Origin of the sequence: Bremerella alba, from assembly GCF_013618625.1 — a bacterium.
GTDB lineage: Bacteria > Planctomycetota > Planctomycetia > Pirellulales > Pirellulaceae > Bremerella > Bremerella alba.
This window is the reverse complement of record NZ_JABRWO010000014.1, coordinates 117653-132238: the sequence shown is the minus strand read 5'-3', so window position 1 is coordinate 132238 and position 14586 is coordinate 117653. Positions and strand designations below refer to the sequence as shown.

General features: G+C 52.9%; 13 protein-coding genes. 11 read left to right on the top strand and 2 right to left on the bottom strand.

Annotated elements, in window-relative coordinates; genetic code table 11:
- Positions 1-57: 57 nt before the first annotated feature.
- The gene (locus HOV93_RS22155) at positions 58-1371 is read right to left on the bottom strand and encodes a DUF58 domain-containing protein (protein ID WP_207398736.1); all 1314 of its coding nucleotides are present in this window, start codon (positions 1369-1371) and stop codon (positions 58-60) included.
- Positions 1371-2321 carry an AAA family ATPase gene (locus HOV93_RS22150; protein WP_207398735.1) on the bottom strand — a complete coding sequence of 317 codons (951 nt, stop codon included), beginning with the start codon at positions 2319-2321 and terminating at the stop codon, positions 1371-1373. Before HOV93_RS22150 ends, HOV93_RS22155 begins: the two co-directional genes overlap by 1 nt.
- Before the next feature lie 271 nt (positions 2322-2592).
- Here HOV93_RS22150 and HOV93_RS22145 point away from each other — a divergent pair, with 271 nt between their 5' ends.
- The 11 genes from HOV93_RS22145 to HOV93_RS22095 all read left to right on the top strand — a co-directional run bounded on the left by HOV93_RS22145 (position 2593) and on the right by HOV93_RS22095 (position 14528).
- A complete protein-coding gene (locus tag HOV93_RS22145; protein WP_207398734.1) occupies positions 2593-4197 on the top strand; it encodes a hypothetical protein in 1605 nt (534 codons plus the stop codon).
- Between the two features lie 150 nt (positions 4198-4347).
- Positions 4348-5490: a hypothetical protein gene (locus tag HOV93_RS22140; protein WP_207398733.1), complete on the top strand. Its 1143-nt coding sequence runs from the start codon at positions 4348-4350 to the stop codon at positions 5488-5490.
- A gap of 278 nt (positions 5491-5768) precedes the next feature.
- On the top strand, positions 5769-8750 hold the full coding sequence (locus HOV93_RS22135) for an anaerobic glycerol-3-phosphate dehydrogenase subunit C (RefSeq protein ID WP_207398732.1): 2982 nt from the start codon (positions 5769-5771) through the stop codon (positions 8748-8750).
- Positions 8747-8992: a MoaD/ThiS family protein gene (locus HOV93_RS22130; protein ID WP_207398731.1), complete on the top strand. Its 246-nt coding sequence runs from the start codon at positions 8747-8749 to the stop codon at positions 8990-8992. Before HOV93_RS22135 ends, HOV93_RS22130 begins: the two co-directional genes overlap by 4 nt.
- Before the next feature lie 9 nt (positions 8993-9001).
- Positions 9002-9445, top strand: a complete 444-nt coding sequence (locus HOV93_RS22125; protein ID WP_207398730.1) for a molybdenum cofactor biosynthesis protein MoaE — start codon at positions 9002-9004, stop codon at positions 9443-9445.
- Between the two features lie 4 nt (positions 9446-9449).
- Positions 9450-10457, top strand: a complete 1008-nt coding sequence (gene moaA / locus HOV93_RS22120) for a GTP 3',8-cyclase MoaA (protein ID WP_235990790.1) — start codon at positions 9450-9452, stop codon at positions 10455-10457.
- 146 nt (positions 10458-10603) lie between these two features.
- On the top strand, positions 10604-11764 hold the full coding sequence (locus HOV93_RS22115; RefSeq protein WP_207398729.1) for an aminotransferase class V-fold PLP-dependent enzyme: 1161 nt from the start codon (positions 10604-10606) through the stop codon (positions 11762-11764).
- Between the two features lie 85 nt (positions 11765-11849).
- The gene (locus HOV93_RS22110; RefSeq protein WP_207398728.1) at positions 11850-12281 is read left to right on the top strand and encodes a YkgJ family cysteine cluster protein; all 432 of its coding nucleotides are present in this window, start codon (positions 11850-11852) and stop codon (positions 12279-12281) included.
- Between the two features lie 338 nt (positions 12282-12619).
- The gene (locus HOV93_RS22105) at positions 12620-13060 is read left to right on the top strand and encodes an HU family DNA-binding protein (protein WP_207398727.1); all 441 of its coding nucleotides are present in this window, start codon (positions 12620-12622) and stop codon (positions 13058-13060) included.
- 123 nt (positions 13061-13183) lie between these two features.
- Positions 13184-13402 carry a hypothetical protein gene (locus HOV93_RS22100; protein ID WP_105356031.1) on the top strand — a complete coding sequence of 73 codons (219 nt, stop codon included), beginning with the start codon at positions 13184-13186 and terminating at the stop codon, positions 13400-13402.
- A 208-nt stretch (positions 13403-13610) separates the two neighbouring features.
- The gene (locus HOV93_RS22095) at positions 13611-14528 is read left to right on the top strand and encodes a dihydroorotate dehydrogenase (protein ID WP_207398726.1); all 918 of its coding nucleotides are present in this window, start codon (positions 13611-13613) and stop codon (positions 14526-14528) included.
- Positions 14529-14586 lie beyond the last annotated feature (58 nt).

Sequence of the window (14586 nt, the reverse complement as noted above, 5' to 3'; positions counted from 1 at the left end):
ATTCCACGATCGGAGTCTCTTCCCTTCTGCTGAACACTGAAAACATCCACTCTTACTTTAAAACAGCGGATAGGCTTGTTCTTGGCAGATCTGACTAATGGCATCCAGCGATTTGAGTTGCTTGGCCACCATGCGTTCAGCCAACAGCATCCCGGCGGCTTGGGCAAATTCATATTCATCCCAGCAATTGACGATAGGCGAAACAGCGTACCCTCCCCGTACGAGGTTACCCAGAGCCATCGCGACCTCAGGCGTGACCTTGCTCAGAATGGGAACAACGGTGGCATCACGTGGTAGGTCACTGTCAATTTCCAGTAACAGCGATGGCAGCGTAAGCCCTTCATTCTTTTCACTTCGGGCCATCATATGACGGATCTGCTGAAACTGATGGGCACCACGTTTGGTTCGTACCTTCTGTGGGCTCAGACGGGGGTCATGGTCGATCCCTCCAGCACTCTTTCTGGCCGCGTCACGCGTGCGTGTATCGAAGTCCCAGCCTTCGTATTTCATCCGTTGTGCCGCATCGACTGAGTTGGTAAAGATACCCACTTGCTGATCCATCAGTTGGACCGTGTTAGCAATCGCGACCGCGCACTTGATGGCCAGTTCACTGCGAATCGGTTCATCCTTCTCCGGAAAGCTATCCGGGTGCAAATCAAGAATAATGCTCACGCCAGCGATGCAAGTCGCCTCGTACTGTTTGCTATGCAACTCGCCGGTTCGGGCTGTCGAGGCCCAATGAATTCGATTCAGCGGATCTCCTAACTGATAGCGACGGATGCCGGCAATGCGTGATGGATCTTCAAATAACCGCGATTGCATCTTGATCTCGCCCAAAGGACGTTTCGATACGAGATCGAAACCTTCTAGCGGAATTATCGCAGGTTCAACCGTGATAAACTCTGGACCGGCAATCATCTTGAATTGCTTGTAGAGCCCGAACACGTCTCCCGTTTCGAGCACGGCGGGACCAATCTGATAGTATCCGCGGCAATTGCATTGAATTCGGTAGGAAAGCAATTTGGTTGCACGTGGCCACAGCATGGCCAGAAAAATCCGTTTACCATCCACTTCGAGTGCTGGGGGACGCGTTATCACAGCATGCCGAGGCAATAGATCCTCGACCAGGATCCACGGCATAGGGATCGCCCCAGAGTAGCGAACCGCCAAAGCGACTGTGATGACGTCTCCTTCCTCAACATCAACGCGACTGATATGCCGCGTAGCCGAAAGATGACGCAGCCAATAGCGGACCAGAACTCTTGAACCAAGAATGACCGCAACCAATGCGTACATGGCATAGGTCATCAACCCTAGGCCCAACACGAAGGAAAGTGCCAGCAGGATCGCGGTTCCCAAGAGCCATCGCATCACACTGGCGCCTCATCAAGCATGGGGACCGGGACCTCTTGTAGAATATCGTCCAGAACTTCTTGGGTGGTCACCTTGCGGAGACGGCTTTCTGGACGAAGGATCAAGCGATGAGCCATCACCGGCGTCAGGACGCGTTTGATATCGTCCGGTAGAACATAGCTACGGCCTAAGATCGCCGCCAACGACTGGCTAGTACGAAACAAAGCGAGCGATGCCCGGGGGCTCGCTCCGAGCAATAGCTGATCGTGTCGGCGTGTCGCGTGGACCAGTTCGACAATATAGCGCTGGACCTTTTCGTGAAGCTTAACGCTGCGACTAGCCTTCTGACAGGCTCGCAACTCTTCTTTGGTGACCACCGCTTCGATTGTTTCCAACGGATGCTGTTTGCGGGATGCGGTGAGCATCTTGATTTCATCTTCGATATTTGGGTAGCCGAGACTGAACTTCATTAGAAAGCGATCGAGCTGGGCCTCTGGCAGGGGAAAGGTTCCTTCATGGTCAATTGGATTTTGTGTAGCCAAAACTAAGAACGGCGGGTCAAGTTGATACGTCTCACCATCGATCGTGACACGCGACTCGGCCATTGCTTCCAGCAAAGCAGCCTGGGTACGAGGGGTCGTACGATTGATTTCATCAGCTAGCAAAATGTTGGTAAAAACGGGTCCACGGCGGAACTCAAATTCTGATGTCTTCTGGTTGAAGATCGACATCCCGGTGACATCACTTGGCAAGAGATCAGGCGTGCATTGGACACGCTTGAGCGTACAACCAACACTCTTGGCGAGGGCCCTTGCTAGCATCGTTTTCGCGACCCCTGGGACGTCTTCCATGAGTACATGCCCCTCGGAAAGCCAAGCCACCAGTGAAAACACGACTTGCTGGCGTTTTCCAAGTATGACTTTTTCAACATTTCCTATAATTTTCTTGACCGTTGAGGCGACATCCATAGAAGTTGATTTCTGGGGCAAGTTGCGGTGGCCGATTCCCGAATATCGTTATTATCTCGAGATTTAGGTGAAATGCCCGCGTTAAGATTGGAATTTTCCGATTGACGGGTGGCTACTACGAAGAATATGATCAAATACCTCTGCGGGGGTGTAACGAAATCCATTTTCCAAGCAATTTCGTCTTAGCTATCGCAACGATGGTATAACGAATGATATCAAGGGGACAACATCCATAGCAGTTGCTCCCTTGGCCAGCATCAAAGAGACTCCCATGTTTAGGCGACAAACCGACTTCTGGCGGTATAGCTTGGCCTTTTTCGCGATCTACGCAGGGCCTTTTCTCCTTTCCACTGCGCATGCGCGCACCTGGACAACCTTAGAGGGGAAAGAAGTCGAAGCAGAACTGGTTGAAGTCGTCCAGGAAGGCAAATCGGTCATCCTCGACGTAAAAGGCAATCGATTCACCGTTCCTTTGGAACGACTATCCTCGGAAGATCGAGGGTACATCCAAGGGCTGCAAGACTCGATGCCGACGATATCCGATGCAGAACTACAACGCGAGATCGACGAGGCCGTTTCGGAAGATGAGCGAGGAGATGACAACTCCAATCCGGTTCGCCTGAAGGCCAAACGTATTTGGCGTTCACGGGAAGGCTTGGCCGTTGAAGCTCAATTCATCCGCATCGTCCAAGGAACCATCCTTCTGCGTGAAGGGGCCCGCTACCATCGCATCCAGTTCTACGATCTTTCAATCGACGATCGAAAGTTTCTTTCGGAAGCCCATCGCGCCATCGGAAAAGAAACTTTAATCCCGCCGGTCCGACCAGACCTTTTAGATGCCGAGCCACAAACTAGCGAAGGGCCTCCCTATCGCGATCACCCACCAGTTCCCTCATCGCCGATGCCGGGTCCGTCGAAGTCTCCGCCCAATCAAACCGATGTTAGTCTTCCAGACAACGGTTTTGGCAGTGCCACTGATAACGTCAAGCTTCCGCCAAGTGGTTTTGGAGCCGCTCAAGATTCGACGAAACTGCCGCCTGGTGGATTCGGAAGCGCGACATCGAAAGAGCCTGGGGCTAACGTAAAACTCCCGCCATCCGGCTTTGGCACGGCTCCCCCTTCAAGCCAGGAAGATTCGTCGTCCGATTCGAAATTGAAACTTCCTTCTGGCGGTTTTGGAAGTGTGAGCAAACCAGCGGAAGTCACGCAAGAACACGGTTCATTTAGCTCAGTCCCCAGCCCGTCATCGACGAGCATTGAAAAAACAGGAGTGCCTTCTTCGACAATCAGTGGCAACGCGAACGCTAATTCGAGTAGTTCGGATTCTCCTCTTTTCGATGTCGCCTCGGTTCCTAGTCGCTCCAATGGCTTCGGCTCGACTCCTCAAGAAGGTACCCCGGAACTATCCAGTTCGTCCAATCAAACGGGCAACATGGACACGACATCACCGACTTCTACTACCGGAGCCCCAACGTCTCCTGCCGATGATGTCAAAAAGCCTTTGCAAAACAGTGGATCCAATCTGGCCTCTGTTTCCGACCATGAGTTTAAAGCTCAAACCTACACGCCCAATTCAGATTTCACGCCGATGCAAGTCGTTGAAGATCGTGAATACACAACGGCGGACTGGAATCTGCAAATGTTTGGTGTCTTGTTACTTGCACTAGGCAGTTTAATGATCGCAGGGGGTTACCTGTGGCTCATCGCCCTGGCGTTTCTGGAGAGCCTCGAAATTGGCCTGCGCAGCTTAATCCCCGGGATGGCCATCGTCCAAGGATTTTCCGATATGGAAAAGTCGAGCGTTCCTTTACTAGGAATGCTGCTGGGTATATGCCTCACGTTGGGGGGATTTGGCCTCCTAGTGGGTGTAAGCTAGACTCAGCAGAAATACCTGAGATTGCTTACTTATTAGAAGACTTATCTTCGCCAGCAGAGTTAAATCAAAATTAAGGGCTAAGCCCGAATCGAGCCTCGCTCAATCATCCATTTACCTGCCCATTAATCCCTGAAGCTGGGAGTTCCACCGATGTTGGCCAGCCGACATTTTTTATACGTACCCTTACTCATTTGTCTCTTCGCCGTCGGCGTCAGTGCGCAGGAAGCTCGAGAGTGGACCGACGCCAATGGCCGATCTCTAAGCGGAAAATTTTTAGAGTTAACGGCAGATAATAACGTTCGGATTGACTCCAACGGTGAAATCTTCGTGATTCCACTTAGTGCTTTTGTGGAAGCCGACCAGCAATACGCCAAGCAGCAACAAGCCAACGCCAGCAAACCCAAGGAAATGCCGAAGCCCAGAATCGACAAAAGCGATGATTCGCTTTTCGAGAATCGCGACTGGAGTGACTACAAAGACGAATCGATCAGAGCCAAATTCGTTCGCATGCACGAAGGCTACGTGATTTTGCTGCAAGGTGCCAACGCCCAGAAGGTCTCATTCCATATCCTCAGCAAGAAGGATCAGGACTGGCTGCGAGGACATCTACAAAAGCGTGGAGAAGAGGACAAGATAGTCTCGCCGGATGAAATGGAACTGGAAGATCCGAGCGTCCATACGGAAATGAATCAGTACATTGCCCGGCGTCCTTCCGTACCCGGAAATAATCAACCAGGCAACAACCGGCCAGGCGGTTCGCGTACCCCAGCTTATGTCCCTCCCGGGAACACTCCTTATCAGCCGCCGGCAGAGAACATGAATTCCGGTGGAGGGCCAACCAGTCCAACTTCATCGAATCCAGAAGCCCCCTACGATCCCAATCAAGGTGGCAATAACAACTCAGCGGCTACCAACACGCCCAACAATAGTTTTGGAGAAGTCGATCCTGCGAAAGAAATGGTCGCAGCCAATTCACCCGATAGTAGTGGTACCGACACGAATTCTCAGGCCAGTGAGGGTGATTCTTCCCCAGGATTTAGCAATCGTTTTCGAAATAAATCCAGTGGTGTCCAGCCGGGCTTCTGCCCAAATTGCCGTATGGAACTTCCGCAAGGTGTCGGCCCCGGTGACCATTGTCCACGGTGTAATGTTTTCCTGGAAGAGTGGGTCACCCCCGGCACCGGTCCTCCGGTCGAAGCATGGTACGAACGCTACCCTATCCTGTACATTGTTGGGGGGGCCGTCGTAGCGATTGGTGCGTTGTCATTACTTTCCAAGAAGTTCTATGGATAGAACAAACGGCGATTTCCACTGGAAATCTGATCAACGCGTGGGAATAATTGCCATCAAGCATGGCAATCTGGCAAAACGTTAACGGCTGACTTAACTGGCGGTGCCGTAAGGGTATCCCTGTGCAGAGTCGTGTCGTGAGACTACCATTGAAGAGTGGTGGTGCCACCTTAACGTTTTCTGTTTGGCCCGCTTCACTGTCATTTCAATCAAGCCTGAAACTGCGTATTAGGCATTTTGTACGTGCCGCTCTGTGACGGGTCGCCTCTGACTCGCAATCAATGGATTTAGAACGAGAACGAATACGAGCTGATCTCCGTGGTGTCCTCGATGGTGAGATCCGCTGTGACGATACGTTCCTAGAGCTATATTCGACGGATGCCAGCCTTTTTCAGGTCAAGCCGCTGGCGGTCGTTCGTCCCCGACGAACGTCCGATGTCTCGGCAACCGTACAGTATGCGACTGAAAACCAGATTCCCATTCATGCACGCGGTGCCGGCACCGGCATGGCCGGTGAATCGCTCGGTACCGGCATCGTGATTGACTTCGCCCACTCGATGCGGCGCATTCTGGAAACGGAAGACGACTGGGTCCGCGTTCAACCTGGTGTGGTGCTGGCGAACTTGAATCGTCACCTTGCTCAGCGTGATCGCATTTTTGGTCCTGATCCAGCAACTCGCAGTGTAACCACTATGGGAAGCGTCATCGCACTAGACGCCTCTGGAAGTCACTGGCCGCAGCATGGGTCAGCACGTGACCACATTTTGGAATTACAAGTCGTCTTGGCCAACGGTGAAGTCGCAACCATCAAGCCGACTCATCTCGATCAAGTGGCTCATTTGGAGTCGCCCGAGTTGGTTCGTATTACCTCTGGCATTGCCGAGTTAATGGAATCGAATGCCGACAAGATAAAAGGCAATTTGCCTAAAACGTTCAACCAGGGAAGTGGGTATCGTCTTTCCGGCGTGGTCGACAACGAAGTCGTTGACTTGGCAAAAATCCTCGCAGGTTCCGAGGGTAGCCTGGCTCTGGTAACGCAGGCCAAGCTACGGACATCGGCTCGATCCAAAGCACGCGGCCTGGTGTTGCTTTTTTTCGAACGCCTGGACAACGCCGCCAAAGCAGCCGTGCAGCTGAGTTCTGCGGGGATTAGTGCGTGTGATTTGTTAGACCGTCGAATCCTGGCTATCGCCCGTGAAACCGATCCGCGTTATTCCAACCTGATTCCAGAAAACGCGGAAGCAATGCTTCTGGTCGAATTTTCTGGTGAAACCCAAGCCGATGTTCACGCAGAACTGGAAAAGATCGCCGATCGAATTCGACGTCGCCGCAAGCTGGCTTTTCACTCGCTAATTACCACCAGCCCCAAAGAAGTCGGAACGTACTGGGAACTGGCTCGCAGAATGACGCCGATTCTTTATCGTTTGAAAGGAAATACGCGTCCTCTTCCATTCATTGAAGACATGACCGTCCCGCCGCAGCAGCTCCCCAACTTCCTGACGAAAGTTCAGGATGTAATGAAGCGGCATGAAACGATCGCGTCGATCTTTGCACACGCGGCGCACGGACACCTACACGTTCGTCCGCTCTTAAACATGGCCAACCGAGACGACCTGGCCAAGCTTGAACGCATTGCCGACGAGACCTATGAAGAGCTATTCCAACTGGGTGGCTCACTCAGCGGCGAATCCGGCGATGGCATCAGCCGCACGCCTTACCTTCCCCGGCAATACGGACCTCTGTACGACCTTTTCGGACGAATCAAACGACTTTTCGATCCCGCCGGAATCTTGAATCCCGGTAAGAAGGTTCTCTCTTCGACGTTCTCTCCGATGGAATTGGTACGACGTGTCGAGTTGGCTTCCCAACCTGAAGCAGGCAACGGTTCAACGGATACAAACAAAAAGAAAGACAACGATCCTAGTGAATTTGAGCTTCCCATTTTGACATGGTCGGCGGAGGAAATGGCGACCGCTGCGCGAAGCTGTCACGGGTGTGGGCGTTGCCGAACCTACGGCACGGATACACGAATGTGCCCGGTCTTTCGCTTCGACTCTCGCGAAGATGCGTCGCCGCGAGCCAAAGCCAATTTACTTCGTGGCGTTCTATCTGGCCAACTTCCGCCAGAAAGTTTGGATTCGCCGGAAACTAAAGAAATTCTCGATACCTGCTTTCACTGTCATCAATGTCGCATCGATTGCCCATCCAATGTCGACATCCCCAATATCGTTCTCGAAATGAGAGCCCGCAATGTCGATGCCAATGGGCTTACGCAAGACGGTTCACTGCAAGCCAAGATTCATCGCTGGGCTCTTTGGGGCAATCGCTTTCCTCGCGTCGCCAACTGGGCGCTAGGCAATCGCGCGATGCGTTGGCTAATGGAACGCTTTATCGGTCTCGCTAAACAGCGCAAGCTTCCGCGGCTAGCCAATCGTAGTTTTGTGAAACAAGCTGCGAGACGTGGCCTGACGACTGCTACCCGCCGTAGCGGACGCAAGGTGTTGTACTTTGTGGATCTCTACGCGAACTTATTCGACACGCAACTCGCTCAAGCTTTTGTGAACGTATTGGATCACAATCGAATCTCAGTTTACGTTCACCCGAACCAGCAAGTCAGCGGGATGCCATCGATCTCGCAGGGAGCCGTCACCATGGCGGCACGCCTGGCCCATAAAAATGTGAAATCCTTGGCCGAAGCTGTTCGTCAAGGTTATACGATCGTAGCAACCGAACCATCTGCGGTGATGGCATTGACCCACGAATACCGCAACCTCCTGGATTCAGATGACGCCAAGATTGTGGCCGAGAATACTCGCGAAGCGTGTGAATTCCTGTGGGATCTTCATCACCATGGCGAGCTGGAGCTGGACCTGAAACCCATGAATCTCACTGTCGGGTTTCATGTCCCTTGCCATCTTCGCGCCTTGCACGAGGCTTCGTATGGACAACGCATTTTGCAATTGATCCCAGGCCTTTCGGTACGTCCTATCGAAAAAGGATGCTCCGGCATGGCAGGCACCTTTGGTCTCACTACCAACAACTTCCGAAGTAGTCTGCGAATCGGTTGGGATTTGATCGTGGCGATGCGAGCCAAACAGATTCAGATCGGTTCCACCGAGTGCAGCGCCTGCAAGATGCAGATCGAACAGGCCGGCAACAAGGCCGTCGTCCATCCGATCAAACTATTGGCGAAGTCGTACGGCGTACTTGATCCAGACGTCGATCTGTTCTCGCCGTCTCCTCATGATTTGTTTGTGACATGAAAATACGCGTCAAACTGTTTGCGTTGACCCGAGACCTGGCCGGATGCGAGGAAGTGTCGTTAGACCTGGAAAGACCAGTCACCGTTGGTGCAATTCGCCAAAACTTGGGTGAAACGTTTGCCGAACTGCGTCCTATCCTCGCCAGTTGCGCATTCGCGGTAAATAATGAATATGCCGTCAACGCTGTCGAGGTACAAGCAACCGACGAAGTCGCCTGCCTGCCTCCCGTAAGTGGAGGGTAACTTTCAACAATGGTTGAACTTACCGACCTGCCTGTCGATGCTGCTGCAATTACCCGCATGGTTACTTCGCCCACATCGGGTGCCGTGGTCTTGTTTTTAGGAACCACACGGCAGTTTACCAACGCCAAAGAGACGGTGACGCTAACCTACACCGCGTATGCCCCCATGGCATCTAGCGAAATGGAAAAGCTCGAAAACCAGGCCAAAGCACGGTGGCCGGTCGATCAATGCGTTCTCATCCATCGGCTCGGGGAAGTCCCCATCGGCGAGGCCAGCGTGGCAGTGGCTGTTTCCACACCGCATCGGCGAGATGCTTTCGAGGCCGCAAGTTGGCTGATGGATCGGCTCAAGGAGTTGGTCCCGGTATGGAAAAAAGAACATTGGGCTAGTGGATCGACTGATTGGGTTCATCCCGGTTTGGTTCATCGTTCTGACGAAAATACGCTACAATAACAGTATGTCTATTGAACCAAACACACCTCTGATCGACCGCTTCGGTCGCGTGCATACAAGCCTGCGTGTAAGCGTGACAGATCGCTGCAATATTCGCTGCTTCTATTGCATGCCGCTAGAGAATGTACGCTTTAAGCCGCGTGACGAATTGCTGACGTTCGAAGAGATAACACGTGTCGTACGCGTGGCGGCTGGACACGGGGTGAATAAGTTGCGACTAACTGGTGGAGAACCTCTGGTTAGGTCGAATCTCGGGCAACTAATTCGATTGCTTAAAGAGGTGCCTGGAATCCAGGAAATTGCCCTCACAACCAATGGAATCCTGCTGCCCGACCAGGCCACCGCCCTAAAATCAGCAGGACTTGATCGATTAAATGTCAGTCTCGACGCCATCAGTGAGCAGATCTTCGAGCGAATCACACGCAGGCAGGGCGTGCAAAAAGTGCTTAATGGGATCGCGGCTGCTCAAGCTGCTGGTTTCTCAAACATACGCTTAAACGCAGTCGCAATTCAGAATCTCACCGAGTGTGAAATTGTTCCACTCGCCAATTTTGCGCGTGAAAACGACCTCCATTTACGCTTTATTGAATTCATGCCCCTGGATGCTGATCGGGCTTGGGATAAAAGCCAAGTCATATCCGGTCGGCAACTTCGTGAAATCATTTCCCGAGAAGTCGCCCCGCTGCTGGATGTCGATGGTCAGGACCAGAGCCAACCGGCGGTCGACTATCGGTATGCCGACGGTCGACAACGTGTTGGTTTTATTAACAGCGTGACTGAGCCGTTTTGCGGCGCGTGCAACCGGCTCCGGATCACGGCAGAAGGACAACTGCGAAACTGCCTGTTTGGAACCGAAGAATGGGATGCACGACAGGTTCTGCGTGACGATGGCACGGACACCGGCTTGTCTGAACTGCTGAACGCCTGTGTCCAAGCTAAGAAACCCTCGCACGGGATAGACTCCCCCGAGTTCATTCCGCCAGAGCGAGCCATGTATCAAATCGGGGGCTAAGCATAAACTTCCGGACTTCAGCAGTAGCAAGGCGGTAAACGCACGATGCGATTGGGAATAAAATCTGGAACCTGAAACCTCACGCAGTCATGCCGACGTTTCAATGCAACTAGCGAATCATCGGCCAAGAAGGAAACACACTCACGGTGGCAAGAGAACGAATCTACCTTGATAACGCAGCTACAAGCTGGCCCAAGCCGGCCAGCGTTGTAGAGGCTGTCCAGCATCATATGACTGAACTGGGGGCCTGTGCCGGCAGAAGTGGTTATCGCGAAGCCAATGAAGTCGAACGACTCATCGGGGACACACGAAAACAAATCGCCTACTTGTTTGGCACCCATTCGCAAGAGCATGTCATCTTTGGCTACAACGGCACTGACATGCTGAACCTGGCACTGCACGGGTTCTTGCAACGCGGCGATCACGTTATCACCACGACGGTCGAACATAACTCGATCCTGCGTCCCCTTTCCACCTTAAAGAAGACGCTTGAGATTGAGGTAACCCACGTTGAAGCAGGCGAAGATGGCCGCGTGCCAGCCGATGCCTTTGAAAACGCGATTCAAGGAAATACAAGATTGATCGCCATCAATCATGTTTCCAACGTTACGGGCGCAATTCAGCCGGTCGAGGATATTTATCACATTGCCAAGAATCGTGGGGTACGGATGCTCGTCGATGCGGCACAATCGGCCGGACATCTCGATCTTAATTTGGGAGAGACTCCCATCGACATGGTAGCCTTTTCAGGACACAAAGGATTACTGGGTCCGCTAGGTACCGGTGCGATGATTCTGCAATCGGAAGTCGCAGAACAACTTCGCAGCCAACGCCAAGGGGGTACCGGTACCAAAAGCGAATCGGACGAGCAGCCCACCGAACTTCCCGCCAAGTTTGAAAGTGGCAATGCCAATGTCCCCGGAATTCTCGGGCTGCGTGCTGGGGTTGAATATATCCGCGAACAAACCGTCACAGCTTTGCATCGTCATACGATGCAAAACGTAACCCGGCTTATTGAAGGCCTCCAAACGATGCCTAAGGTACGCATCTTGGGGCCACAAACCTTAGAGCACCGCACCGGCGTGGTAAGCATTCAGGTCGAATCGTTTGACCCGCACGAACTCGCTACGGCACTCGATTCGGCTTTCGGCGTACAGTGTCGAGCTGGGCTACATTGTGCCCCTCTTATGCACCAGCACCTGGGCACGTTAGGTTCCGGCGGTACACTGAGATTCAGCCTAAGTATCTTCACGACCGCCGAACAAATTGAACGGACGTTGGATGCAATGCAGGCAATCGCACGATAGCAATGACGCATTTTAACTATGGGGCCAAGGTGATATGCCACCTAAGCTTCCCATCGGACGAAATTATAGACACCCACAAATAGCCATGAGTAAGAAACCCGATCAAAGCAAACCTTGGTATCAGGATGGGCTTCATTTCGAATGCACCCAATGTGGTGGCTGCTGCACCGGTGGTCCCGGCTATGTCTGGGTGAATGCAGCGGAAATCCAAGCAATGGCAGAGTTTGCGGACATGACGGTCGAGCAGTTCGAATCGGTTTATGTTCGGGAAGTCGGTTTGCGAAAGAGTTTGAAGGAATACTCAACCGGGGACTGTGTTTTTCTCGATACCGAAAGCAAGGGCTGTACGGTTTATTCGGCACGGCCCCGTCAGTGCCGTACTTGGCCATTCTGGGACTCGAACATTAAGACGCCGGAAGATTGGCAGGCTACCTGCGATTTCTGCCCCGGTAGCGGTAAGGGGCGTCTCTACAGCCTCGACGAAATCCAGGACCGAGCGAGCGAGATCCGAATTTAACGAAAATTCGGGTCCAAATAGCCGGTTTGGATTGAAGGTATACCGATTATTCCGTCGATAACGATTGCACGGAGACCGGTACGTTCGAACGGCGGGACTGAAAAGTCTTGCTATTGGCTCGGAATTACGGCCTTCGGAACCTTGGATCTTTGAAAATTGGATAGTTCGGAGAAACCTGAAAAAGGGGCAACAGTCAAGTTGCTTGCGTTGCGTTAAATGTGCGCAAGTCCAGAATGAGCTTGACTCTAGTGCTTGTGGCACCTACACTTGGAGCAATTGCTGACGGAAGTCTCGAAAACTTACGACAACTCTATTCATCCTCGTGTGGGAGTCGCCTCGTGACCAAAAAAGAGATTGTGAAGACGATTTCTGAAGAGATCGGGCTCACACAACTCAAGACGAAAGAAATCGTCCAAAAGACGTTTGATGCCATTGTGACTACCCTCGTTGAGGATGGCCGCATCGAACTAAGAAACTTTGGCGTTTTCGAGGTCAAGAAGCGTGCCGCTCGTAAGGCCCGCAATCCGCGGACGGGTGCCAAGGTCGATGTCGACGAAAAGTACGTCGTCACCTTTAAGCCTGGCAAAGAGATGGAAGAACGGGTTCGACAGCTGGAAGAGAAGGACCGACAGGGCCGACTCGAAGCCGAGCAACAATCGGCACCACCCCAGCAGCAGCCCTACTCCCCTCCCCAGTCGAACGATTCGCCCGGTTACCCATCGGCTTATCCTAGCCCGCCCAATCCACCGAGCTCTGGGCCCGGTGACTACGGTAGCTAGGCTGATCGGTAGCTAAGCGAAATCAGATCTCTCCGAACTCTCCAAGATTCAATCCTTGGTTGATGGATAAATGAACGCAGACGGTCAGGATGGCCGATTCATAAGTTTCACGGAGGAAATGAGATGCGTAACTTCATCATCGCTTTGCTGCTTGGATTCGCCTTAATGAGCAACACCGGTTGCTTCTTGCCGATTTACTCGGCCGACCCGAGCGTTCGTACAACCGAATTGATTTACACTTCGGAAAACCTGCGACACGTTTTGGAAGAATGGCAACGCATCTGGTTCCTTGACCAGCCTAGCCACTTGGCTCCTTACCGCACACACGGCGGCATTATCTAATACCGCCCGACTGCAGAAATACTCCGAATCCGTGAAACGAGACTCCACCAGTCTGCCGCTGCGCAGATTGGTGGTGTCTTTTCATATGCGCGATAGCCCCTTGCCGCATTTCGACCCTCGTTGCGAGATCTCTTCTACCTCGATACGATTGGCTTAGCTTTCTGCGGTGAAAACCGCTCCCAATCGTTTCCCTCGCCAGCGAAAACGCATGTCTGTTGATCTTGCCGTTCAGTTGGGGCGACTTACGCTCCCCAATCCTGTTTTGGTCGCTTCCGGAACGTTCGGCTACGCGAAAGAAATGGCTGGCATCGTCGACTTGGCAAAGCTGGGCGGCATCTTGCCGAAGACGATCACGAGCAGTCCTCGTCCGGGCAATAAGCCATGGCGGACCGTCGAAACCACCGGTGGGATGCTTAACAGTATCGGGCTCGACAATGATGGCATCGACTATTTCATTGACAATCACCTGCCCTACCTAGGCTCGCTTGGTTCTCCCCTAGTCGTCAGCATCGCCGGAAAGACAAAGGAAGACTTTGTTAACATGGCCGCCCAACTAGGAGAACACGCTCAGATCGCAGCCATCGAGTTAAACATCTCGTGCCCCAATGTTAGCGGTGGCGTGGACTTTGGGACTGACCCGGCCACATGTGAGAATCTGGTGGCCGAAGTCAGGGCTGCGTGCCCGCACCCGATCATCGCCAAATTGACCCCCAACGTCACCAGCATCGCCGCAGTTGCCAAGGCAGCCGAAGCGGGCGGAGCGGACGCCGTCTCGGCAATCAACACCGTACAAGCAATGGCCATCGACTGGAAGCGAAAGCAGCCAATGCTGGGCAACGTAATTGGCGGGCTTTCCGGTCCAGCCATTAAACCGGTCGCCCTACGGTGTGTCTTCCAGATCGCCAAGGCAACAAGTGTCCCGATCATAGGCATCGGAGGCATCAGCACGTTAGATGACGTGATGGAGTTCCTGGTTGCAGGAGCGACCGCCGTGCAGATTGGCACGGCCAACTATTTCGACCCGACGCTCTGCAATCGGGTCGTCAACGAGCTTCCCGGAGCACTCCGCATGCTAGGAGCAGCAAGCGTGAAAGAAGTTGTTGGTACGCTACGACTGCCGACGTAGACCTCCTCTGTATTTCTTCTCATACGTGGTAACCGTGGTCCCCTTCTCTTGCCCCGGG

Bases quoted from the DNA above. Each gene is read 5' to 3' on its own strand.
- HOV93_RS22140 (WP_207398733.1), top strand. From the start codon at position 4,348: ATGTTGGCCAGCCGACATTTTTTATACGTACCCTTACTCATTTGTCTC.
- HOV93_RS22135 (WP_207398732.1), top strand. From the start codon at position 5,769: ATGGATTTAGAACGAGAACGAATACGAGCTGATCTCCGTGGTGTCCTC.
- HOV93_RS22155 (WP_207398736.1), bottom strand. From the start codon at position 1,371: ATGCGATGGCTCTTGGGAACCGCGATCCTGCTGGCACTTTCCTTCGTG.
- HOV93_RS22095 (WP_207398726.1), top strand. From the start codon at position 13,611: ATGTCTGTTGATCTTGCCGTTCAGTTGGGGCGACTTACGCTCCCCAAT.
- HOV93_RS22100 (WP_105356031.1), top strand. From the start codon at position 13,184: ATGCGTAACTTCATCATCGCTTTGCTGCTTGGATTCGCCTTAATGAGC.
- HOV93_RS22125 (WP_207398730.1), top strand. From the start codon at position 9,002: ATGGTTGAACTTACCGACCTGCCTGTCGATGCTGCTGCAATTACCCGC.
- HOV93_RS22145 (WP_207398734.1), top strand. From the start codon at position 2,593: ATGTTTAGGCGACAAACCGACTTCTGGCGGTATAGCTTGGCCTTTTTC.
- HOV93_RS22110 (WP_207398728.1), top strand. From the start codon at position 11,850: ATGAGTAAGAAACCCGATCAAAGCAAACCTTGGTATCAGGATGGGCTT.
- moaA (WP_235990790.1), top strand. From the start codon at position 9,450: ATGTCTATTGAACCAAACACACCTCTGATCGACCGCTTCGGTCGCGTG.
- HOV93_RS22150 (WP_207398735.1), bottom strand. From the start codon at position 2,321: ATGGATGTCGCCTCAACGGTCAAGAAAATTATAGGAAATGTTGAAAAA.
- HOV93_RS22130 (WP_207398731.1), top strand. From the start codon at position 8,747: ATGAAAATACGCGTCAAACTGTTTGCGTTGACCCGAGACCTGGCCGGA.